This is a genomic window from Sulfitobacter mediterraneus (assembly GCF_003054325.1).
Lineage (GTDB): Bacteria > Pseudomonadota > Alphaproteobacteria > Rhodobacterales > Rhodobacteraceae > Sulfitobacter > Sulfitobacter mediterraneus.
In genome coordinates, this window is record NZ_QBKU01000013.1 from 56,309 (window position 1) to 78,178 (window position 21,870).

Sequence of the window (21,870 nt, forward strand, 5' to 3'; positions counted from 1 at the left end):
CTTTTATTCGCACGAGAGATTGACTCGGCGCAAAACATGTTTCATTGAAAGTTACATGAGTGCCCCCCAAAACACCAGCAACAGCGTCGAGCCGCAGTTCAAACCCATCCGGCGTTGGGCGGCGCTGGCCGTTCTCTATCTTGCGAGTTTGATCAATCTGATTGACGTGAGCATCGTGAACGTGGCCTTGCCGCAAATTCAAGCGGACACCGGAGCCACCCCGACGCAGCTCAAGTGGGTCGCTGAAGCCTATGTTCTGGCATTGGCCGTGGGCCTCTTGCCGTTTGGACGGTTTGGCGATGTCTTTGGCCGGCCGCGAATGTTTGTCTGGGGGCTTCTTGGGTTTACAGCGGCATCGGCGGTCTGTGGATTGGCCCCGAATATCGAAAGCCTGATCGCGGCGCGTGCAATGCAAGGCATGGCCGCTGCGATGATGGTACCGCAAGTGCTTGCCATCGTGCATGTGATCTTTGCCCCCAGTGAAAAGGCCCGCGTTTTTGGTCTGTTTGGTACGATTTCCAGCCTTGGTGTGGTCGTTGGGCCCATCATCGGCGGGGCCTTGATTTCCGCCGATCTCGCGGGTCTTGGCTGGCGCCCGGCATTTCTGCTCAACATTCCTCTGGGCGTTGCCGCACTTGTCGGGGCGTGGCTTTATCTGCCGCGTCTCGAAACGGATCGTGAAACGCAGCCCGATTGGTTTGGATCTGCGCTTTTTGCGTTGGCCGCTTTGCTGCTCATCTTTCCGTTGATCCAGGGCCGCGCACTTGGCTGGCCATGGTGGAGCTTTGCATTGATGGCCGCCTCCATTCCGGCGGTTTTGGCTTTTGCCTCACATCAGCGCAATCGGAGTGCACGCGGCGCATCCGCCCTGATGCCGCCCGGCTTGATGTCCAACCCGACCTATCTTTACCGTCTGGCGTTGGTCACATTATTTTTTAGCGGCATACCGGGGCTGTTTCTGGTCTTGGCAATTTTCCTTCAAGCCGGATTTGGCCTGACAGCACTCGAAAGCGGACTTGTCACGACACCCTTTCCCGTTGGCGTCATGGTGGCATCAATGCTGACCCAAAGGTTCGGAGATCGTCATTTACACGCACGGATCGCAGGCGGTGCGGCGCTTTTGGTCATCGGCATGTTGGGTCTTGTGATCGTCATCCAATCCACCGGAGCCACGCCAAATGGCTTTGCCTTTGCGCCGCCACTGTTGATTGCGGGGTTTGGCATGGGTGCCGCCGTCATCTCGCTTTTTCAGGTCACAATGGCCAGCGTGGCCATGCAGGATGCCGGCGCGGGATCGGGCGCTATGCAGGCATTTCAACAGATTGGGGCCGCGCTGGGCATCGCGGTTGCAGGGCAGATATTCTTTACAGTGCTTGGCGACGGCGGAATGAGCGCAGGCAGCGAAAGTGCGCCACGCTTTGTGCAGGCTGCGTCCTGTGCCGTGCTCTATTCCGTTATTGTATTCTTTGGACTGACTTTCGTTGTTGGTTGGCAGGCCCTCAAAAGCCGAAAGGTGACAGCAGGGTTTTGATCGCTGCGAGTATACAATTATACCCCCCAACCTCACGGTGCCGCCGCGAGCACCTCAACCTCCACCTTGAACTCAGGTCGGGTGAAACCCGAAACGATCAACAAGGTCGAACTGGGCACTCTGGTGGCATGAGCCATAAATGTGTCTCTGGCACGCATGTAGCCCGCCATATGGTCTCGGGCAGTCACATAGGCCGAGATATGTGCGACATCGTTGGCGGTCATGCCTGCAGATTTCAGAATTTCGCTCAGCGCCTCAAAACAGATAACAGCCTGCGCATATGCATCTTCAGGGATTGAATCATCTGCTCGAATTCCCAATTGGCCAGAGGTCTGTACGATCCGCCAATGCGCGGGAATTTCTACACCATGGGCGTAGCGTGCAAAGGGTGGCCTGATGGTAACTGGGGTTAACTCTTTCATTTTACGCGCCTTTTCTTATCTGCCGATAAGGCTTGCCTTAGCAAAAGAACTTTGCAAGCATAAAGGAACATCTCTGGCACAGACTATTCTTTAGGGCCACGCAAACCAAACTCGTCAAGGAGGGCGATATGGAGCCGCGTGTGCTTTTGTCATGCTATTGGGGTGTCACCCCATCCAAAATGAATGCGGAACCTCTGCCGGCGAGGGCTGGGCGATGAGTGTTCAGGGGTATTGGGCTGATCAGAAATCGACCATCTTTCGAGAACTGCCAAAGGATCTGGTGGCGATTTTGCCTGTTGGGGCGATTGAACAGCACGGGCCACATCTGCCGGTCTCTGTGGATCGCGATCTGGTTGAAGCCACGCTTGAACGGGCGCTCCCGTTGTTGTTGTCCGACCAAAGTGTTCTGATCCTGCCAACGCTCACAATCACAAAATCAGACGAACATAACCGCCATCCGGGCACGCTGAGCCTTTCGGCAGAAACCTTGTTGGCAACATTGCGCGATATCGGTGCCTCAATCGCGCGGGCAGGGGTGCGGCGTCTGGTGTTTCTCAATGGACATGGAGGCAACACCGCGGTTTTGGACATCGCCGCGCGGGATTTGCGTATCTCGCAAGACCTGATTGTGGCGACCTGCTCTTGGTTTGGGTTTGCTGATTGGGACAGCGTAATGGATCCAAAGGCCATGGATTATGATCTACATGCCGGAGATTGCGAAACCTCACCGATGCTGGCCGCAAAGCCGCATTTGGTCGACATGACGCTGGCCGAAAACTTTGTGACCGCGATGCAGGATTGGGAACAGCGCAACCAGTTTATCGGTTTGACAGGACAGGCGGCGCGCCCCGGTTGGATCATTGATGATCTGAACGACAAAGGCGCCTGCGGCGATGCCTCGGCTGCAACCGCAGAAAAGGGGCGACACTTGCTTGACAGTGCGGCGCGAAACTTTGCTGCGTTCCTTTTGGAATTTGCCTCTTTCGATCATCGGGGGTGACGGGATGAACATGCCAGTACCTTCTGATCAGATGCTCAAGGACGTTTCGGTGCCCATTTCCATGCTGGCGCAGCCGGATCGGTTTGGCGGTCAAATACGTCGGGATTGCTTGCAGGGGGATCTGATCATTCGAAAAGGCAAAATCCTCGGGATGGCCCAATCGAATCTGCAAACACAGGTGCAATATCTGGTGATGCCAAAGTTGACAGAGTGTCACGTGCATCTGGACAAATGCCACAGCATCTCACGTATGACAGGCATTGGCGGGGATTTGCGCGCCGCCATTGATGCGCAGGCTGCCGACCGTGCAGCATGGACGACAGATGACATTCGAAACCGCGCCAAACGCGGTTTGCAGGAACTGATTGCAAGCGGTTGCGATGTTGTGCGCAGCCATGTGGACTGGACCCATGGCGCCGAGGCTTTTGAACCGCCGCTGGCTTGGCAGGTTTTGAACACGCTTGGACAGGACTACAAAGACGAGGTGACGCTGCAAGTGGCCCCTCTGATGGGCATTGCGGATCTGGCAAACCACGACATCGCCAAAGTCACCGCAGCTCTGTTCGCCAAAACAAGCGGTGTGTTGGGTGCCTTTGTGTTGGACCAGCCCAGCCGCAGACAGGGGATCGAAAATGCGTTTCGCATGGCTGATCAATTTGGTCTGGCGCTGGATTTCCACGTTGATGAGGGGTTGGCAGAGGGCCTCAATGGGCTTGAGATGATTGCAGATGCGGCCATTGCATGTGGCTTTGAGGGGCCCGTTCTGTGCGGGCATGCCTGCAGCATGGCAAACTTGAACCGTTCAGCTTTGACCGGATTGATTGACAAGATCGCGCGCGCCGGGCTTACAGTGGCGGCCCTCCCCAGCACCAATCTCTATCTGCAGGGGCGCGTCGATGGCACCCCGGATCGGCGCGGGATCACCCGCATGCGAGAACTCGGCGCAGCAGGCGTGCCATTGGCTGTCGGAACGGACAATGTGCGCGATGCCTTTTGCCCACTGGGGCAACACGATCCACGTCAGTCTTTGGCAATGGCCGTGCTGGCGGCGCATCTGGATCCGCCTTTTGGCGACCATTTACCGATGATCACCACCAACGCCAGGCAGGCGCTTGGCCTTGCGCCCACTTTCGTCGACGGGGCAGCAATCGGGGATCTCCTGTTGTTCGACGCAACATCAACATCCGACATCCTGTCATGCGCTGGACGCCCGAAGTCGCTGTCTGATGTGCTCAAAGGAGAGATCGCATGACATCCATTTCCGGAAAAAACGAAATCGACTGGGATGCTTTCGCGGCCCGTCTTGCCCCTGTCGAAGTGATTGCCGAACCAGTCTTGGTCAAAAAACGGTCGCGCGACTTTTTCTGGTACAGCCCGATTCTGAACGAGGAACTCAAGCGTTGTTTTGGCGATCTTGTGGCGGTCCCGAAAACCGCAGATGAGATGAAACATTGCTTAAAAGTGGCCTACAAGGCAGGCGTGCCAGTGGTCCTGCGCGGTGGCGGGACGGGCAACTATGGACAGGCTGTGCCGGTTGACGGGGGCCTGATCATCGAAACAACGCGCATGAACCGCGTTCTGGAAATCGGTGACGGTTTCATCCGCGCCGAGGCGGGTGCGTTGATGGCTGACATGAATGCCGCTCTCAAACACTCCGGGCAGGAAATGGCCATGTTCCCCTCCACTCAGGACATCGCCACAGTTGGTGGTTTTGTTGCGGGAGGTTCAGCCGGGATCGGGTCTCTGGCCTCAGGTGCCCTGCGTGAGCCGGGAAATCTGATTGCGTTGAGAGTTCTGTCACTTGAGGCCGAACCGCAGGAACATCTGTTCGAAGGCGAGGATGTCCTGAAAATTCACCACGCCTGGGGCCTGAACGGCGTGATCACCGAAGTGACCCTGCGTACCGTGCAGACGCATGACTGGATCGCCTGTATGGCGACCTTCGACGGTTATCAAGAGGCTTACGCGGCTGGATATGCTCTTGCCACGGCGGGCAGCATGGCCCCCAAGTTGGCCAGCGTTGTGGATGCCCGGATCGTTGAGTATTTCCCGCGCCTTAAAGGGCATGTGCGTGAGGGGTGCAGCTTGCTTGTCGCCTATGTGCCTGCGGATGACGTGCCAGAATTCTGTGCGCTCATCGCCAAACAGGACGGGCATGTGGACCAGACGTTGAATGATGCAGACCGCGAGGCCAAGAAGATCCCGCATGCGTTTGAGTTTTGCTATAACCACACAACGCTGCAAGTGCTGAAGTCCGACCGCTCGGCGACCTATCAGCAAATTGGCGTACCTGATCCAGCCGATGCCATGGCGATTGCGCTGTTGCGTGATGATTTGGGCGACGATGTCTGGACCCATCATGAGTTTTTGAAGTTGGGCGGAGAGGTTACCGCAATCGATCTGCCGATCATCTGGTATTCGGGCAAAGAACGGCTGGACGCGATCAACCAAACCTACAGCGATCACGGCTTTGCCGTCTATGACGCCCATTCCAACCAAGTTGAACGGGGCGGGCTGCACAATGCCGATTACAGCCATCTGGCCTGGAAAAAGCGCCTTGATCCCAAGGGGCTTTTAAACAGCGCAAAATCCACAGCATGGGAGATGGTCAAAGACCTGACCCCCGAAGAAATCCAAGCCAAAACCACATCTGGAACACCCTTATGACACTTCTATCAACCACCCCGATCACCTCTGCGTTTGGCGTTGAAGTCACCAATGCCGACATCGCGGATATTGTCCCTTCGGGCCGTTTCGGGGAACTGCGTGATTTGTTCGAAACCCATTCCGCGCTGCTGTTTCGCGGTCAAGATCTGAGTGACGACGCTCATTTGGAACTGGGGCGAGCTTTTGGACCGATTGAAGATCGCCAAGCCGACGAACGCAAACCCGGCGAGGAATTTAAGATCCCCAAAGTTTCAAACGTGCGCGAAGACGGATCGGTCACAGGTGAAATGGATTTGCACACCTTGAATCTGCAATCAAATTTTCTTTGGCATGCGGATAGCACGTTCATCCCAACCCCAGCTTTGACCAACATCATCACTGCCCGTGTGCTGCCCACCGAAGGTGGCCAGACCGAACTTGCCTCGACCCGTGCCGCATGGGCCGCTATGCCCGAGACCCTGCGTGATCGTATTCGGGGACGCGGCATCTGGCATCACTACGCCACCTCGCGGGCGAAAATTTCGCCGGAGCTGGCCAAATTGCCAATGTTCCACAAATGGCCCGCTACCCATTGGAATGCGATCTGGACCAACCCGGTGAACGGTCAGGAGGCCCTCTATATTGCGTCACATGCCTATCAGGTCGACGGATACGACGAGGCCGAAAGCCTGGCGCTCTTGGATGAACTGATGGCGTTCTGCACGCAGCCGGAATTTACCTATTCCCACAATTGGGAGGTCGGCGATGTGCTGATCTGGGATCAACGGGCCGTCCTCCACCGTGGCCGGCCATGGCCGTATGACCAGCCACGTACCCTGTCCAGCATCTGTTGTTCGGTGACAGCTGCGGACGGAATTGAAACAATGCGTATCCCTGCCCAGGCAGACCAGCAGCAGCTTTGACAGCAACGGCAAGTGCCATGCGCCTGCCACTTCCACAGGTGAAACAATGTCGTTTGAAATTGTACTTTTGATCGCCCAAGCCTCGGCCACGTTTTTTCTGGCTGCCTGGCTGTCCACAGGTGTGTTTGAAAACGTTTTCTATTCTGATCTCAACCGGACCTTCACCAGTGAGGTGCTGGATTTCACCCGCATGAGAGAGCAATACCCGGATGCCTATGCGCGTGTGGCGCACCGAAGAATTGCAAACCCGATCGTGCAAAATGGGATGTTTCGGTTGATTGTCCTGTGGGAACTCGTCGCGGTTTTGGCACTTTGGGCTGGGGTGGTCGCCCTTGTGCTGGCGGTGTTTGGAAATTTGGAGCCCGATGCGGCGCGTGCATGGGCCTTGCTGGGGGCGCTATTGTTCACCAGCACATGGGCGGGCTTTCTCATCGTTGGCAATTGGTTCTGCTATTGGTTCTGTCACGAGGGTGCGCAAAACACACATTATCAAATGACGCTTTGGGGCTTTGCGACGATGCTCTTGCTCGCGGTTTGAAAACCTGTGCTAGGCTACCGCTCATACAAACGAGTGGAACAAAAGGACGTGTTAAGTTCACGTGATGGGCGGAGATGCTGAAAACACTGATGCAGGTCGTTGCCCTATTGTTTTTTCTGGCAGGCGGTTCCTATGCGCAAGAGGCGATGTTCGTCGGCAACGTCCCCTTGCCGGATGATGCAATCGAACCCGGAACGGCAAATTCGGAATTTGTTGGGACTTGGGTTGGTCAGTGGGACGGATGGCGCAACCACATTCTTGTTGTAGAGCGTGTGAAGCCTGATGGCTTTGCCGATGTCATCTATGCGGTGGGAAACGATTTCAATGCCCGGGGACGGTGGTTCAGGCGTCACGCAAAGGTAGAGGGCAAGACTCTTGTCTTTTCCGATGATGGTTTCCCGGCCCGCTACTTGATGTCAGGATCCGGTCGCATACGCGGTGTGTTTGGTGCGGATGCGGGATTTGCTGTTCTGCAGAGGCAGGACTTATCAGAGATATTGGCATCGCCAGACCAAGATTGGTTCTCCATTGGTCGGAATGATTACCTCCAGACAGATCTTATTGAAGATGGTCAGGCTGTTCGGCTGACTGTCATAACTTATCCACCACCGGGTGAGGGGCCATTCCCACTTGCTTTAATTCACCATGGATCAACCGGATCAGGCACCCAACCAAGTGATTTCGACCGGATCTGGACCAGCGACTGGCTTGCCGATTTACTTAATGAACATGGGTGGCTGGTTGCGTATCCTTACCGGCGTGGGCGGGGTTTGTCAGATGGGCTTTATGACGAAGGTTTCGCATTGGATCGGTCTGAGGGGTATTCCCCAAAGGCGGCGCTGTCCCTTCCCGGAGCAGATCGGGCGCTGACAGATGCAAATGCGGCCCTTGCCGGACTGAGACAACGCGCTGACGTGCAACAAGGGAAAATTCTTGTTGGCGGAATATCAAGAGGCGGCGTGGTCGCAATCATGCAAGCGGGGAGCATGCCCGACGGGGTTGCGGGCGTGATCAACTTTGTCGGCGGATGGACTGGTAAGAAAGGTGAGGCGTCAATCAATCCAACACTTTTCAAGCGCATCGGCGCCTTTGATGGTTTGATCCTGTCGATCTACGGAGAAGAAGACCCTTACTACAGCATTGAGCATTCCAAGGCCAATGTTGCGCATTTGGCGGCAAGGGGGGCGCAAAGCAAACTGCATGTTGTGAAGCTTCCGGGGTATGGAAACGGACACAGGGTGATCGTCATGCCAAGTTTTTGGGAAGAAGAGGTTGCAGCGTTTCTGCGTGAGATTGATCAACTGCGTTAATTGCCCTCCGGTTATTCAATTATTGCCGGGTAAGGTGCCAATGCCACAGTTGAACCGTAGCGTTAGATGTTTCGGAACGTTTCCTGAATGACATGCGACGCAATGGGCGACAAATCCCGATCCGCGCGGGTGATCACAAAGAACGGCGAGACGAAGATCTCTTCGACAACGTCCAACCGTACCACATTCATGTCCAAGGCCGAAACAGCAAGAAGTTCGACAACCTCATGGGATTGCGATGCGATGGCCGTTGATTGTTCCAACAGGGCCAACGCCACTAGCAGTGAGGACGTGTTGGTGATCTGAGAGGGCATCGTGACCTGATTGGCGTGAAATGCGGTTTCCACTGCGGCACGGATCGGGGTGCCGTGTTCTTGGATGATCCATTCAAAATCCGTCAGATCCCTAAGGCGGATCGATTCTCGATTGGCCATCGGGTGATCTTGATACACCAACATCGACACCACTTCGTTGCGGGCCGGATAGATGCGATACATCTGGCTGTCAAAATCCTGAGGCGGCCTTGCGACTACAAAATCAAATATTCCCTCATCCAAACCACGCATCAGCGTCGTGGAAGGGGCAACCTCAATCGTGAACTCAACTTGGGGAGCCTGTATGCGCATGGCGCGCACAACCGGAACGATGAGGCCAACAGCAGGGCCGGTCACTGTGCCAATGCGAACGGACCCGGCCCGCCCACTGGCGATATTGGCAACATCCATTGCCAGCGTATCCAAACCTTGAAGAATCTGGCGGGCATGGCGAATGACGGCCTCTCCAACAGGGGTCGGCAACATTCCCTTGGCATGACGGGTGAATAGAGGCGTTCCCACCAACTTCTCGATTTCCGATAACATCCGGGAGGCTGCCGGCTGTGATAGCGCGACCTCTTCGGCTGCGATCTGTAGTTTTCCGGAGCGTGCTATCTGTGAAATCAGCCGAAGGTGCGTGTTTTTCAAACGATGCGCAAAGCTCATAAGTCACCAGTATACCAATTTTGATATGTTATTTGCCAATACTTACATTTTATTGTCATGAGGTCCTGCGCTATGCAAGGCAGGAGCCTCATCGCTCGCAAAGAGAAAACGCGCGACACATCTGGATTAAAACGCGCATCCTTGGGAGGAAACAATGAAACTTACGCGCCTGCTTTTGACGGCAGCGGCGACCGCATTTGTGTCTGCTGCTGCCTATGCTGATGGAACGGTCGGTATTGCGATGCCAACGCAATCATCTGCCCGCTGGATCTCTGACGGCAATTCGATGGTCGAACAGTTCAATGCCGCTGGCTATGACACGATCTTGCAATACGCCGAAGATGACATCCCCAACCAGTTGGCCCAGATCGAAAACATGATCACCAACGGTGTCGACGTTCTGGTGATTGCAGCCATTGACGGCACGACGCTGTCAAATGCGCTGGAAAACGCACATTTCGCCGATATCAAAGTGATCGCCTATGACCGGTTGATCCGCGACAGTGCACATGTCGATTACTATGCAACATTCGACAACTTCAAGGTTGGCGTTCAGCAGGCCACATCGCTGGTTGATGGCTTGAAAGAGCGCTTTGGTGACGGCCCCTACAATGTTGAGCTCTTCGGTGGTTCTCCGGACGACAACAACGCCTATTTCTTCTACAATGGCGCAATGTCTGTTCTGGATCCGTTGATCGCAGATGGCACCGTCAACATCGTATCCGGCCAGATGGGCATGGAAACTGTCGGCACCTTGCGTTGGGACGGTGCAGTGGCCCAGGCGCGCATGGATAATCTTTTGTCTGCGCACTACACAGATGCTCAGGTTCACGGCGTATTGGCCCCCTACGACGGCTTGTCGATTGGCATCATTTCATCGCTCAAAGGTGTGGGTTACGGATCTGGCGATCAGGCCATGCCGATTGTGACCGGTCAGGATGCCGAACTGCGCTCTGTCAAGTCTATGCTGGCAGGTGAGCAGTATTCGACTGTTTTCAAAGACACCCGCGAACTGGCCCGTGTGACCGTTGGCATGGTGGATGCATTGATTGAGGGCGGCGAGCCCGAGATCAACGACACCTCGACCTACAACAACGGTGTCAAAATCATCCCAAGCTACCTGCTTGAACCGGTTTCTGTGGATCTGTCCAACTGGGAAGAGGTGATCATCGGGTCCGGTTATTATACGATGGACGAAGTCCAGTAATCAGAGTTCTCCCTGGGTCTGTCCGCTTTTGGGTGGGCAGACACTCATATTCATGTAGGCAGGATGATGAAGACGCTACTCGAAATGCGCGCGATCACCAAGGAATTCCCGGGGGTCAAGGCGCTCGACACGGTCAACCTTGCCGTCCAAGAAGGTGAGATTCATGCCATCTGTGGCGAAAACGGTGCGGGCAAATCAACACTGATGAAAGTGTTGTCCGGGGTCTATCCGACAGGCACATATGATGGCGAAATACACTACGACGGCGCGTTGGCAGAATTTGCAGACATCTCCGATTCCGAGGCGCGCGGAATTATCATCATTCATCAGGAACTGGCGCTTGTCCCGCTTTTGTCGATTGCCGAGAACCTGTTTCTGGGCAACGAATGCAGCCGCAGCGGCATCATTGACTGGCGCGACACAAACCAGCGCACCGAAGCGCTGTTGCGAAAGGTTGGTTTGACAGAGCCACCAAGCGCCATTGTCGACAAGTTGGGTGTGGGCAAACAACAGCTGGTAGAGATCGCCAAGGCACTGTCAAAAGAGGTTCGCTTGCTGATCTTGGATGAGCCGACTGCGGCCTTGTCTGAGAGTGACAGCCAAGCCCTGTTGGATCTGATGCTGGAGCTCAAGCAGCAAGGCGTCACCCAAATCATTATCAGCCACAAATTGAACGAAGTCCGCCGCGTGGCGGATACCGTGACCGTCATTCGTGACGGAACCACAGTTTCGACCATGAACGCTGCCAAGGGCGAGATCACAGAAGATGGCATTGTGCGTGATATGGTGGGGCGCGACATGGCTGACCGTTACCCCGAACGTGCGCGACGTGCGGGCGAGATCCTGATGGAGGTCAAAGGCTGGAACGTCTGGCATCCGATTCACGCCGAACGGCAGATGATCAAAGATGTGAACATGACCGTCCGTGCCGGCGAAGTTGTTGGCATCGCCGGGCTCATGGGGGCCGGACGCACTGAACTGGCGATGAGCATCTTTGGCCGCTCCTATGGCCGAAACATTTCGGGCAGCCTTGAAATGAACGGGGCACCGGCGAATGTCGATTCTGTCTCCGGCGCGATTGAGGCCGGCCTTGCCTATGTGACCGAAGACCGGAAATCGCTTGGTCTTGTGCTGGATGAAACCATCCAACGCAATATCACACTGGCCAATCTGCCGGAGGTGTCGCGCAAAACGATCCTGAACGAGGCACGCGAAACCCAAGTGGCAGAAAAATATCGCGCGGCGCTCAACATCAGAACACCAAGTGTGTTTCAAAAAGTTATGAACCTGTCCGGCGGCAATCAGCAAAAGGTTGTCCTGTCCAAGTGGCTGTTTGCCGGGCCTGAGGTTCTGATCCTTGATGAACCGACCCGTGGCATCGATGTGGGCGCAAAATTTGAAATTTACGGAATCATCAACGAACTGTCCGCGCAGGGCAAAGGTGTCGTGATGATTTCCTCTGAAATGCCCGAGCTTCTGGGCATGTGTGATCGCATCTACGTAATGAATGAGGGCGCTTTTGTCGGTGAATTGACCGCCGAAGAAGCCAGCCAAGAGCGCATCATGTCGCTCATCGTGACCGAATAGGAGACAGGGACATGACAGATCGCAATGCAGAGGCCGCGAACGGCTCGGGCATCGGTGCATACTTGATGGGGCACATGCGCGAATACGGCCTTTTGTTTGCCTTGATCGCCATCATGTTCTTCTTTCAGATCGTGACAAATGGCACACTTTTGAAGCCGGTGAATGTCACCAACCTGCTGTTGCAGAACAGTTATATCATCATCATGGCTCTGGGTATGTTGATCGTGATTGTGGCGGGACATATCGACCTCTCGGTCGGTTCTGTCATGGGGTTTGTCGGCGCGCTTGCCGCTGTGATGATCGTGGAATGGGACATGTCCACAGGGGTGACAATCGCAACCTGTCTTCTTGCCGGTGGCCTGATCGGTGCGGCACAGGGGTATTGGATCGCCTATTGGAAAATCCCTTCGTTTATTGTGACGCTGGCCGCAATGCTTGTGTTTCGTGGCCTGTCGCTTTGGCTGCTGGAAGGGCAATCCCTGGGCCCGTTTCCACGGGAATTCCAGATGATCTCGAACGGATTTGTGGCCGACATATTCCCTGCGGGTCTGGCGATCGGCCTTGCGGATCTGTTCGGGGAAAAACGGATCAACGTATTGTCCCTCGCAACGGGTCTGACTGCGGCCTGTTTGATCACCTATATGGGGCTGAAGTCCCGCGCCCAAAACCGTGCTTTCGGCATGGATGTGGAGCCCGCCGCCTTTTTCTATGCGCGGATCGGGATCACCTCATTGGCGTTGATCTTTATCTTTTACAAACTGTCGACCTTCCGCGGCCTGCCCAATGTGCTTTTGACGATGGGTGTTCTGACGATCATCTATGCGTTCTTCACCGAGCGCACTGTGACGGGGCGGCGCATCTACGCGCTGGGCGGCAATGAAAAGGCGGCGAAACTCTCTGGAGTGAAGACCGAGCGTCTGACCTTCCTCGCCTTTGCGAATATGGGCGTGCTGGCGGCGGCGGCGGGCTTGGTCTTTGCTGCGCGGCTTAATTCCGCGACGCCAAAGGCGGGCTTTGCGCTGGAACTGGATGTGATCGCGGCTGTTTTCATCGGCGGTGCGTCGATGTCAGGCGGTGTCGGTAGGATTGTCGGTGCGGTGGTCGGGGCCTTTTTGATGGGGGTGCTCAACAACGGCATGTCGATCCTTGGCATTGGCATCGATTATCAGCAGGTGATCAAGGGTCTGGTCCTGCTCGCTGCGGTGATCTTTGACGTCTACAACAAATCGAAGCAGTCTTAAGATGAAATTTAAGCCCGCAAAATGGCCCCGAAAACTGCGCTCTGCCGCATGGTACGAAGGCAGCACCAAAGACGTGATTTACCATCGCGGCTGGATGAAAAATCAAGGCTACCCGGACGATCTGTTCGATGGTCGCCCGATCATTGGCATTCTGAACACTTGGTCAGACATGACCCCCTGCAACGGCCATCTGCGTGAATTGGCGGAAAAGGTCAAAGCAGGGATCTGGGAAGCTGGCGGTTTTCCGATGGAAGTGCCTGTCTTTTCAGCATCAGAGAACACCTTTCGCCCGACGGCGATGATGTTTCGCAATCTTGCGGCGTTGTCGATCGAAGAGCAGATCCGTGGTCAACCCATGGATGGATGTGTGCTGATGGTGGGCTGTGACAAAACCACGCCGTCCTTGTTGATGGCGGCCGCGTCTTGTGACCTCCCCTCAATCGTTGTCACCGGCGGGCCAATGCTTAATGGATGGTTCCAAGGGGAACGGGTCGGGGCAGGCACCCATCTGTGGCGCTTCTCCGAAGCTGTGAAAGCCGGAGAGATGACCCAGGAGGCGTTTCTGAGTGCTGAATCCGCCGTGACCCGGTCTTCGGGCACCTGCAACACGATGGGCACGGCCTCTTCCATGGCATCCATGTCCGAAGCTCTGGGTATGGCACTGTCCGGCAATGCGGCGATCCCTGCCGTTGACAGCCGCCGCCGCGTGATGGCGCAATTGTCCGGCCGCCGGATTGTGCAGATGGTGAAAGATGATTTGAAACCCTCCGACATTCTGACCAAAAACGCGTTTGAGAACGCGATCCGTTGTAATGGCGCGGTTGGTGGATCGACAAACACGGTAGTGCATATGTTGGCTATCGCCGGGCGCATTGGCGTGGACGTCACACTGGATGATTGGGATCGTTGCGGGCGCGACGTGTCGACCATTCTGAACCTCCAGCCCTCAGGCGAATACTTGATGGAAGAGTTCTTTTACGCTGGCGGATTGCCTGTCGTTCTCAAACGCTTGGGCGAGGCTGGCAAACTTCACAAAGATGCGCTGACGGTTTCCGGTGAAACCGTCTGGGATGAAGTCAAAGAGGCGGTCAACTGGAACGAAGATGTGATCCGGCCGGTGGATAAACCGCTCACCACAAATGGCGGTATCGCAGTCCTGAAAGGCAACCTTGCCCCGCGGGGCGCGATCTTGAAACCCTCCGCCGCGTCACCGCACCTGATGCAGCACCGTGGCCGGGCTGTCGTGTTTGAGGACATTGACGATTACAAGGCGCGGATCAACGATGATACGCTTGATATTGACGAAACCTGTATCATGGTGCTGAAAAACTGTGGCCCCAAGGGCTATCCCGGCATGGCAGAGGTCGGCAATATGGGCCTTCCCCCAAAGGTGCTGAAGAAAGGGATCAAGGACATGATCCGCATTTCGGACGCCCGCATGTCCGGCACAGCCTACGGCACCGTTATCCTGCACACCTCCCCCGAAGCTGCGGCAGGCGGGCCGCTGGCGGTGGTCCAAAGCGGTGACATGATCGAGGTCGATGTGGCAGGCCGCCGGTTGCATCTGGAGATATCCGAGGCTGATCTGGCAGCGCGTCTTTCGAAATGGACACCGCGTCATGAGATGGCCGCATCGGGCTATGCCTGGTTGCATCAGACGCATGTCGAAGGGGCTGATACAGGCGCGGACCTCAATTTTCTCAAAGGGTGCCGCGGCGCACCTGTTGGAAAGGACTCCCATTGATGAAAATCGCTCTTGTAGGGATCGGCAAGATTGCCGTGGATCAGCATGTGCCAGCCATCGCTGCATCCTCCAACTGGGAACTAGCAGCGACAGTGTCCCGCAGCGGCACGGTCGAGGGTATCGATGCCTATACCGATCTGGAAGAGATGTTGCAGAGCTGTGGTGACATTCGCGTTGTCTCGCTCTGCTTGCCGCCGGTGCCGCGCTATGCGGCGGCACAAGCGGCCATTCGGGCCGGTCGGCACGTCATGCTGGAGAAACCACCGGGGGCGACATTGTCAGAATGCCACGCGCTTGAGGCCATGGCGCGAGAACATCGGGTGTCGCTCTTTGCAACCTGGCACTCGCGCGAGGCGGCGGGGGTTGCACAGGCCAAGCAGTGGCTGGCCGGAAAAGATCTGCACAGGCTGTCTGTCACATGGAAAGAAGACGTGCGCCGCTGGCATCCGGGCCAGGACTGGATCTGGCAACCGGGTGGTCTGGGTGTGTTTGATCCAGGCATTAATGCTTTGTCCATTGTGACAGAAATCCTACCAGACCCGATCCATGTGCAAAGCGCACTTTTGGAGGTTCCGGAAAACTGTCAGACCCCCATCGCGGCCTCGATAGAATTCAGCCACCCCAAAGGGGCGCAGGTCGGTGCGGTTTTTGATTTCCGGCAAAGCGGCGAACAAATCTGGACGATCGAAGTGGAAACCGGGCAAGGTACGCTGGTTCTGTCAGAGGGCGGCGCGAAGCTGACCATCGACGGCTCGGACCTACTGGATCAGGATCACTTGAGCCTGCAGGGCGAATATCCCAGGCTTTACGCGCGGATGGCTGATCTGGTCAGCCACGGTGACATCGACATGGACTTGGCCCCGATGCGCCATGTTGCCGATGCCTTCACCCTCGGCCGCCGAATCTCGGTCGCCCCATTTATCGAATAGGCCCCTGCAGATGGCCGTTTTGCTGCGCGATGGCTCTTGGCCATGCTCAACGCCGAACGACCGCCCCCATAATCAAGGAGAACCGCGATGCAAAACCCAATGACAGGCATCCTGCCCGTTGCGCCAACGCCCTTTCATTCCGATGGCACAGTAGATGAAAGCGGAATGTGCCGCGTATTGGATTGCATGATCGACCAAGGGGTCGATGCCATCTGTATTCTGGCGAACTATTCCGAACAATTCGTCCTGTCTGACGAAGAACGCGCCAGATTAACCCGCGTGAGCCTCGAACATGTGGCGGGTCGTGTGCCGATGATTGTCACCACCAGCCACTTTTCCACACAGTTAGCGGTGGCGCGCGCGGTCGAAGCTGAGGCCATGGGCGCATCCATGATCATGATGATGCCGCCCTATCACGGCGTCGGACTTGTCCCATCCGAAGTGGGGATTTTCGAACATTTTCAAGCGGTTTCCGAGGCTGCCAACATCCCGATCATGGTGCAGGATGCGCCCCTGTCGGGGGTCACTCTGACGGTGCCGACACTGGTAAAAATGGCCCGCGAGATTGAAAACGTCAGCTATTTCAAAATGGAAACGCCCTTCGCTGCGGACAAACTCGCCGCGTTGATCGACGCGGGCGGTGATCACATCGTCGGGCCTTTTGATGGCGAAGAGGCCGTCACACTATTGGCCGATCTGGACGCAGGCGCAAAAGGCACCATGACCTCCGCACTGCAACCCGAACTGATCCGGCCCATCGTCACCCGGTATCTGGCGGGCGATATGGATGGTGCGTTGGAGCAATGGAAGCTGTGTTTGCCGTTGATCAACCACGAGAACCGCCAATGTGGGTTGCGCGCAGCCAAAACCGTCATGATGGCGGGTGGCGTCATTGGATCGGACCATGTGCGTCATCCACTCAAGCCCATGTCCCAAAGAACCAAAGCCCGATTGTTGCAATTGGCAGGTGAGCATGACCTCATCGCCTTGCGCTGGGGCAAATGAGGAGAGAAACCATGACATTCCAACCCCATGGCAAACATTTGATAGACGGCGAATGGGTGGCTAGCGGCGCCCGTTTTGCATCATCGCCGGCCCACGGCAGCGCCCATAGCTTTGGAGTGGCCAGTGCCGCAGAGGTTGATCGGGCATGCCGCGCCGCGCAAGAGGCCTTTTGGTCATTTGGCTATACCCCGGTCGAACAGCGCGCCGCGCTTCTGAACACCATTGCCGACGAAATCGACGTCCGAGGGGATGACATCACCGCCATAGGCACCCAAGAAACCGGCCTTCCCGAAGCGCGGCTTCAAGGCGAAAGAGGCCGCACGACAGGTCAGTTGCGTCTGTTTGCCGACCATATTCTCCGTGGCGAGCACCGCGACCGCCGCCACGATGTTGCCCTGCCAGACCGGGCGCCGCTGCCCCGACCTGACCTTAAGATGGTGCAACGCCCCATCGGCCCGGTGGCCGTCTTTGGCGCGTCAAACTTTCCCTTGGCGTTTTCAACCGCCGGGGGTGACACTGCCTCGGCGTTGGCGGCGGGCTGTCCCGTGGTGGTCAAGGGGCACCCGGCTCATCCTGGGACCGGCGAGATTATTGCAGAGGCCATCCATGCCGCCATTGCCAAATGCGACGTCGCGCCGGGCACGTTCAGCTTCTTGCAAGGCGACACGCGCGAAATGGGACAAGCGCTGGTCCAGCATCCGCTGATCACTGCAGTGGGCTTTACCGGCTCGCTTGGGGGCGGGCGTGCCTTGTTTGATCTATGTGCTGCGCGGCCAACACCGATCCCGTTTTTCGGCGAGCTTGGCAGCATCAATCCGATGTTCCTGCTTCCAGAAGCGCTCAAGACGCGCAACGACGATATCGCGTCCGGCTGGGCCGGATCACTGATCATGGGGGCAGGCCAGTTTTGCACCAATCCGGGTATGGTCGTGATGGTGGACGGACCTGATGCGGATGCCTTCGCGATCGCTGCGGCCAAATCACTGCTGCCGGTCGGCCCCCAGACAATGCTGACTGATGGTATCGCCGCAGCTTACCGCGACGGATGTGAACGCATGGCGGCCAACACAGGCGTTGAGGTGTTGTCCTCCTCGACTTGCAATGACCGCACTGCAACGCCCAACCTTTTCACCGCCAGCGGGGCAGAATGGCTGGCAAATCCCGCGCTGGGCGAGGAAATCTTTGGCCCCGTGGGCCTGATCATCCGGGCCGCCGACATCGCAGAGATGCTCAAGATCGCCCACACCTTAGAAGGGCAACTGACCTGCACCCTGCATATGAACGACGGCGATACACCGATGGCTCAAAGGCTTGTGCCTGTGCTGGAACGCAAAGCAGGCAGGATCATGGTCAATGGCTTTCCGACCGGCGTTGAGGTCTGCGATGCCATGGTCCACGGCGGTCCCTATCCTGCGTCCACCAACTTTGGCGCAACGTCTGTCGGCACCCTCGCTATCCGCCGTTTCCTTCGGCCTGTTTGCTATCAGAACGTTCCTCAAGACCTGCTGCCGGTCGATCTGCTTTGACCCCCGAGCCCCCAGAAAACGTCAGCGTCGATCTTCTTTCAAAAGGAGAGGCGCCATTCGACCCCCTGCCTGCCGCTGCCCCTAAGGCAAGCGGCGCACCTCGCCAATCGGAACCTCCCGCCCGAACTTTCGCGATGCAATGGCGGCGAATGTCAGTGCCAAAGAGGTCAGGTTGTCGCGCGCCGAATTGACGGGTGCGCCGCCGTCTTCGATGGCACAGAGCAATGCGCCCATCGCGCCCTGAAACCCGTCGTTGAACCAAGTGCCGTGCAGCTTGGGCTGGGCGATCCCGGCGTTCGTGGTCAGGGTCAGGGACTGGCTGCCCAGATCGGGGCCATTAGCCACGATACTGCCCTCGGTTCCACCGATGTAAGTGGTATCTCGGGGGCCATGCGGCGTGCCGCCATCAAAAACGAGGCTGGCTTGACCGCCGTCCATTTTGATCAACGCCTGCGCCAGCAGTGGCGTGGCATTGGCCTGACCGCGGGCATGGGCGGCTGAGGCGGTCACACTCTCGGCGCGATCCCCGACGATGGATGACAGGAAATCGAACCAATGGATGCCAAAGTCGTAGAGGATTAGGTCTTCGATCTTGTCGAACGGTGTGCCGGCGGTCCAGCCGTGGTTCCAATGCAAAGAGGCGTGCACGGATATGACATCGCCAATTAGACCGTCCCGGCAGGCATTGCGCATCCATGCCATATGCGGCGACCAGCGGCCGTTTTGGTTTACCGCCAATTGCACGCCTTGGTCTTCCGCCAGTTGGACCAGCGCTTCACCAGTATCAAGATCGGAGACAAAGGGCTTTTGACTAAGCACATGTTTACCCGCCTTCAACGCCGCTTCGATCACCGGGGCGCGGACGTCGGTTGGCAGGGTGATGTCGAGAACGTCGATGTCATCGCGATCCAGAAGAGCCTGTACATCGTTAAAAACCTGCGCATCGGGGCAGAATTCAGCCGCCTTTGCCTCGGCCTTGTCGCGGCTGCGGTTCCATAGGCCCGCAACCTCCCAGCCGGCTGTGCGATAAGCATCAAGGTGGCTGTTCGAGATGCCGCCGGTGCCAATCATCCCGATTTTTGGGCGATAGGTTTTGGGCGCGGGCGGCAGGAAGTCCACCTCCGGCGCGGCAACTTCGGGCAGGGCGCCCGACTTAAGGGCATAGGTATCGCTATCGGCGGAATCTTCACTCATGGTAGCAGGCTCAATGTCCGTTTTTCAGCGGCCGATTGCATGGCCGTATCGACGATGCGCTGCGCAGTCAGGCACAGATCGGGGGCCAAAGGTCCGTCGATGGCGGCGCCCCGATTGAGGCGGCTGACGGCATATTCGATCACGTTGGTCTCGCCTGCGGGCAGGGGATCGGCGGCAATCTGATGCTGCTCGGGGCGGGCCCGTGTTTGCACGGTCACATGGCTGGCATAATCGGGCGAGGATATGGTCCCATCACTGCCAACAAACACAAAGCCGCAGGTCGGTTGCGGCTGGATCGCCCAAGGGTCGGTGAACGTGCCCCAACGGGTCTCCATCTTGGAAAGACCACGAGCGTAGCGGCACACCGCAATGGCGTGCTGGTCAACTTCGATCCCGGCGACCTCGTCCACTGTGCAGGTCACTTCCAAGGGCGCCTCGCCGTCCATGTACCACGTGCCAAGGGTTGCACCGTAGCCCATGTAATCCAACAAGGCGCCGCCGCCCGATGCCTTTTTGTACCACCAGGAGTCCGGCTTCTGACGCTCGACCTCATCGGGGCTGACCTCGACCTTGTCGGCAAGGTGATAAAGCGGGCCGCGATTGCCGTCATAAAAGTGCACCTCGCGCAACTCTCCAATAAGCCCCTCGTCAATCAACCGCTTGGCGGTCACGTGGCTTTCGACCCAGCGCAGCGGCCAGTTGATCAGCATCTGTTTGCCGGTGCCTTGCATTGCCGAAATCATCCGCCGGGCATCATCTGCCGAGGCCGCAAAGGGCTTTTCTACAAGGACATGACATCCATGCGGCGCCAACCGTTCGGTCATCTCGGCATGTTGAGCGGTGGCAACACACAGCAACGCCATGTCATAAGGGCCGGCCGCCATGCAGGTGTCAAAATCGGTAAAGACGCGATCCTCAGGCAGATCAAACGCATCGATCGCCGCTTGCATCTTGGCCCGGTCAGGATCGTAGATCCCTGCGATCTCTGCATCGGGGTGCTCATGCACCATTCGCAGCAGATCGCCCATATGCATGTGGTCAAAGCTAATTCCAACGACGCGAAATTTGGCCATGTGGATGTCCTCCTATCGGCTGCCCGTGATGCGCACATAGATTGCAGTCACGGTAAGAATGATCAGCCCGAACAACATTGTGCGGGCGCCTTCGGGCATTTGCATCAGGGTCAGCATTGTATCCAGAACCCGGATGATCAACGCGCCGACAATGGCTCCGGCAAAGCTGCCGCGCCCGCCAAAAATCGACGTGCCGCCGATCACCGCTGCCGCCACGGATGGCAGCAACAAAGGACTGGCAAGGCTGAGCGAGGTTTGGCGGATCATGCCGAGATACAGCAAACCGGCCAGCGCGGCGATCAGGCCCGAAAGCGCATAAAGCGCCACATAGACCTGCCAGGCCCGCACACCAGACAATTTCGCGGCATTCTCGTTAGAGCCAAGCGCGAAGAGCAAGCGGCCAAAGCCGGTAAACCGCATAAGCCAAAAGACAAAGAGCGCGAAGGGTACGAACAGAAACAGCCCATTTGGCATCGACAATGTGCGGCCCGTGCCAAGCCATGACAGAACGGCAGGGATCTCGGAGCCCGCGTTGATCACAAGGCGCTGATAGACTTGCATACATCCCGTCGCGATCAGGCCGGTGCCCAGCGTCATGATCAGCGGGTGCACCCGCACCACGCCAACCCCGATACCGTTGACCACACCAACCACCAGCCCCATCGACATCGCAATCAGCACCGCAGGGACCGGCCCCCAAATGGACGATAGGGTGGCACAGACAAAGGCAGCAACGGTTGCGACAATACCGGCCGACAGGTCGATCCCGGCAGTCAGCATGGTCAAGACCTGACAGGCCGCCAACATGGCGAGCGGGATTGCGAATTTGATCAGGTTGCCAACCCAGAAGGTCGAGATCAGCCCATCACGCCCGGCACGAAACGGTGTCACGATGCCGGGGCGAATGACTTCGAGAACCGCGATCATCAGGACCAGAAAGGCCAAAAGCGGAATAACCGGATTGTCGCGCAGAAAACGGCCAAAGCGGACCATTGATGAATCGGTCGTTGCCAT

General features: G+C 57.0%; 19 protein-coding genes. 14 read left to right on the top strand and 5 right to left on the bottom strand.

The window, feature by feature from the left end; translation table 11 throughout:
- The first annotated feature begins 55 nt into the window (after window positions 1–55).
- Complete coding sequence (locus C8N31_RS17755) at window positions 56–1,531, top strand: MFS transporter (protein ID WP_051544586.1); 1,476 nt, start codon at window positions 56–58, stop codon at window positions 1,529–1,531.
- Window positions 1,532–1,563: 32 nt separating this feature from the next.
- Here the strand turns inward: C8N31_RS17755 and C8N31_RS17760 are convergent, their stop codons facing one another.
- On the bottom strand, window positions 1,564–1,953 hold the full coding sequence (locus C8N31_RS17760; RefSeq protein WP_025047534.1) for a RidA family protein: 390 nt from the start codon (window positions 1,951–1,953) through the stop codon (window positions 1,564–1,566).
- Window positions 1,954–2,167: 214 nt separating this feature from the next.
- Here C8N31_RS17760 and C8N31_RS17765 point away from each other — a divergent pair, with 214 nt between their 5' ends.
- The 6 genes from C8N31_RS17765 (at window position 2,168) to C8N31_RS17790 (ending at window position 8,370) form a co-directional block, all read left to right on the top strand.
- Window positions 2,168–2,953, top strand: a complete 786-nt coding sequence (locus tag C8N31_RS17765; protein WP_025047535.1) for a creatininase family protein — start codon at window positions 2,168–2,170, stop codon at window positions 2,951–2,953.
- Between the two features lie 10 nt (window positions 2,954–2,963).
- Complete coding sequence (locus C8N31_RS17770; protein ID WP_231476736.1) at window positions 2,964–4,205, top strand: amidohydrolase family protein; 1,242 nt, start codon at window positions 2,964–2,966, stop codon at window positions 4,203–4,205.
- A complete protein-coding gene (locus C8N31_RS17775; RefSeq protein WP_025047537.1) occupies window positions 4,202–5,620 on the top strand; it encodes an FAD-binding oxidoreductase in 1,419 nt (472 codons plus the stop codon). Before C8N31_RS17770 ends, C8N31_RS17775 begins: the two co-directional genes overlap by 4 nt.
- Window positions 5,617–6,522: a TauD/TfdA dioxygenase family protein gene (locus C8N31_RS17780; RefSeq protein WP_025047538.1), complete on the top strand. Its 906-nt coding sequence runs from the start codon at window positions 5,617–5,619 to the stop codon at window positions 6,520–6,522. The genes C8N31_RS17775 and C8N31_RS17780 overlap by 4 nt, the downstream gene beginning before the upstream one ends.
- A 46-nt stretch (window positions 6,523–6,568) precedes the next feature.
- Window positions 6,569–7,060, top strand: a complete 492-nt coding sequence (locus C8N31_RS17785) for a DUF2165 family protein (RefSeq protein ID WP_025047539.1) — start codon at window positions 6,569–6,571, stop codon at window positions 7,058–7,060.
- Window positions 7,061–7,206: 146 nt separating this feature from the next.
- Window positions 7,207–8,370 carry an alpha/beta hydrolase family protein gene (locus tag C8N31_RS17790; protein WP_170116175.1) on the top strand — a complete coding sequence of 388 codons (1,164 nt, stop codon included), beginning with the start codon at window positions 7,207–7,209 and terminating at the stop codon, window positions 8,368–8,370.
- Between the two features lie 62 nt (window positions 8,371–8,432).
- Here C8N31_RS17790 and C8N31_RS17795 read toward each other — a convergent pair whose 3' ends face one another.
- Complete coding sequence (locus C8N31_RS17795; RefSeq protein WP_025047541.1) at window positions 8,433–9,350, bottom strand: LysR family transcriptional regulator; 918 nt, start codon at window positions 9,348–9,350, stop codon at window positions 8,433–8,435.
- Between the two features lie 154 nt (window positions 9,351–9,504).
- Between C8N31_RS17795 and chvE the strand changes: the two genes are divergently transcribed.
- From chvE to C8N31_RS17830, 7 genes are all read left to right on the top strand, one after another.
- A complete protein-coding gene (chvE, locus tag C8N31_RS17800) occupies window positions 9,505–10,557 on the top strand; it encodes a multiple monosaccharide ABC transporter substrate-binding protein (protein ID WP_025047542.1) in 1,053 nt (350 codons plus the stop codon).
- 66 nt (window positions 10,558–10,623) lie between these two features.
- Complete coding sequence (gene mmsA / locus C8N31_RS17805; protein WP_025047543.1) at window positions 10,624–12,144, top strand: multiple monosaccharide ABC transporter ATP-binding protein; 1,521 nt, start codon at window positions 10,624–10,626, stop codon at window positions 12,142–12,144.
- 11 nt (window positions 12,145–12,155) lie between these two features.
- Window positions 12,156–13,385: a multiple monosaccharide ABC transporter permease gene (mmsB, locus tag C8N31_RS17810; RefSeq protein ID WP_025047544.1), complete on the top strand. Its 1,230-nt coding sequence runs from the start codon at window positions 12,156–12,158 to the stop codon at window positions 13,383–13,385.
- Between the two features lies 1 nt (window position 13,386).
- The gene (gene araD, locus C8N31_RS17815; RefSeq protein ID WP_025047545.1) at window positions 13,387–15,129 is read left to right on the top strand and encodes an L-arabinonate dehydratase; all 1,743 of its coding nucleotides are present in this window, start codon (window positions 13,387–13,389) and stop codon (window positions 15,127–15,129) included.
- Window positions 15,129–16,058 carry a Gfo/Idh/MocA family protein gene (locus C8N31_RS17820; RefSeq protein WP_025047546.1) on the top strand — a complete coding sequence of 310 codons (930 nt, stop codon included), beginning with the start codon at window positions 15,129–15,131 and terminating at the stop codon, window positions 16,056–16,058. Before araD ends, C8N31_RS17820 begins: the two co-directional genes overlap by 1 nt.
- A gap of 87 nt (window positions 16,059–16,145) precedes the next feature.
- Window positions 16,146–17,063 carry a dihydrodipicolinate synthase family protein gene (locus C8N31_RS17825; protein WP_025047547.1) on the top strand — a complete coding sequence of 306 codons (918 nt, stop codon included), beginning with the start codon at window positions 16,146–16,148 and terminating at the stop codon, window positions 17,061–17,063.
- Window positions 17,064–17,074: 11 nt separating this feature from the next.
- Window positions 17,075–18,589: an aldehyde dehydrogenase (NADP(+)) gene (locus tag C8N31_RS17830; protein WP_025047548.1), complete on the top strand. Its 1,515-nt coding sequence runs from the start codon at window positions 17,075–17,077 to the stop codon at window positions 18,587–18,589.
- A gap of 81 nt (window positions 18,590–18,670) precedes the next feature.
- Here C8N31_RS17830 and C8N31_RS17835 read toward each other — a convergent pair whose 3' ends face one another.
- Genes C8N31_RS17835 through C8N31_RS17845 form a run of 3 tightly spaced genes read right to left on the bottom strand, consistent with a single transcriptional unit; the run spans window position 18,671 to window position 21,870 of the window.
- The gene (locus tag C8N31_RS17835; protein ID WP_025047549.1) at window positions 18,671–19,783 is read right to left on the bottom strand and encodes a Gfo/Idh/MocA family protein; all 1,113 of its coding nucleotides are present in this window, start codon (window positions 19,781–19,783) and stop codon (window positions 18,671–18,673) included.
- Window positions 19,780–20,856 (bottom strand): Gfo/Idh/MocA family protein, encoded by a 1,077-nt coding sequence (locus tag C8N31_RS17840; protein ID WP_025047550.1) that lies wholly within the window; start codon window positions 20,854–20,856, stop codon window positions 19,780–19,782. Before C8N31_RS17840 ends, C8N31_RS17835 begins: the two co-directional genes overlap by 4 nt.
- A gap of 12 nt (window positions 20,857–20,868) precedes the next feature.
- The gene (locus C8N31_RS17845) at window positions 20,869–21,870 is read right to left on the bottom strand and encodes an ABC transporter permease (RefSeq protein WP_231013974.1); all 1,002 of its coding nucleotides are present in this window, start codon (window positions 21,868–21,870) and stop codon (window positions 20,869–20,871) included.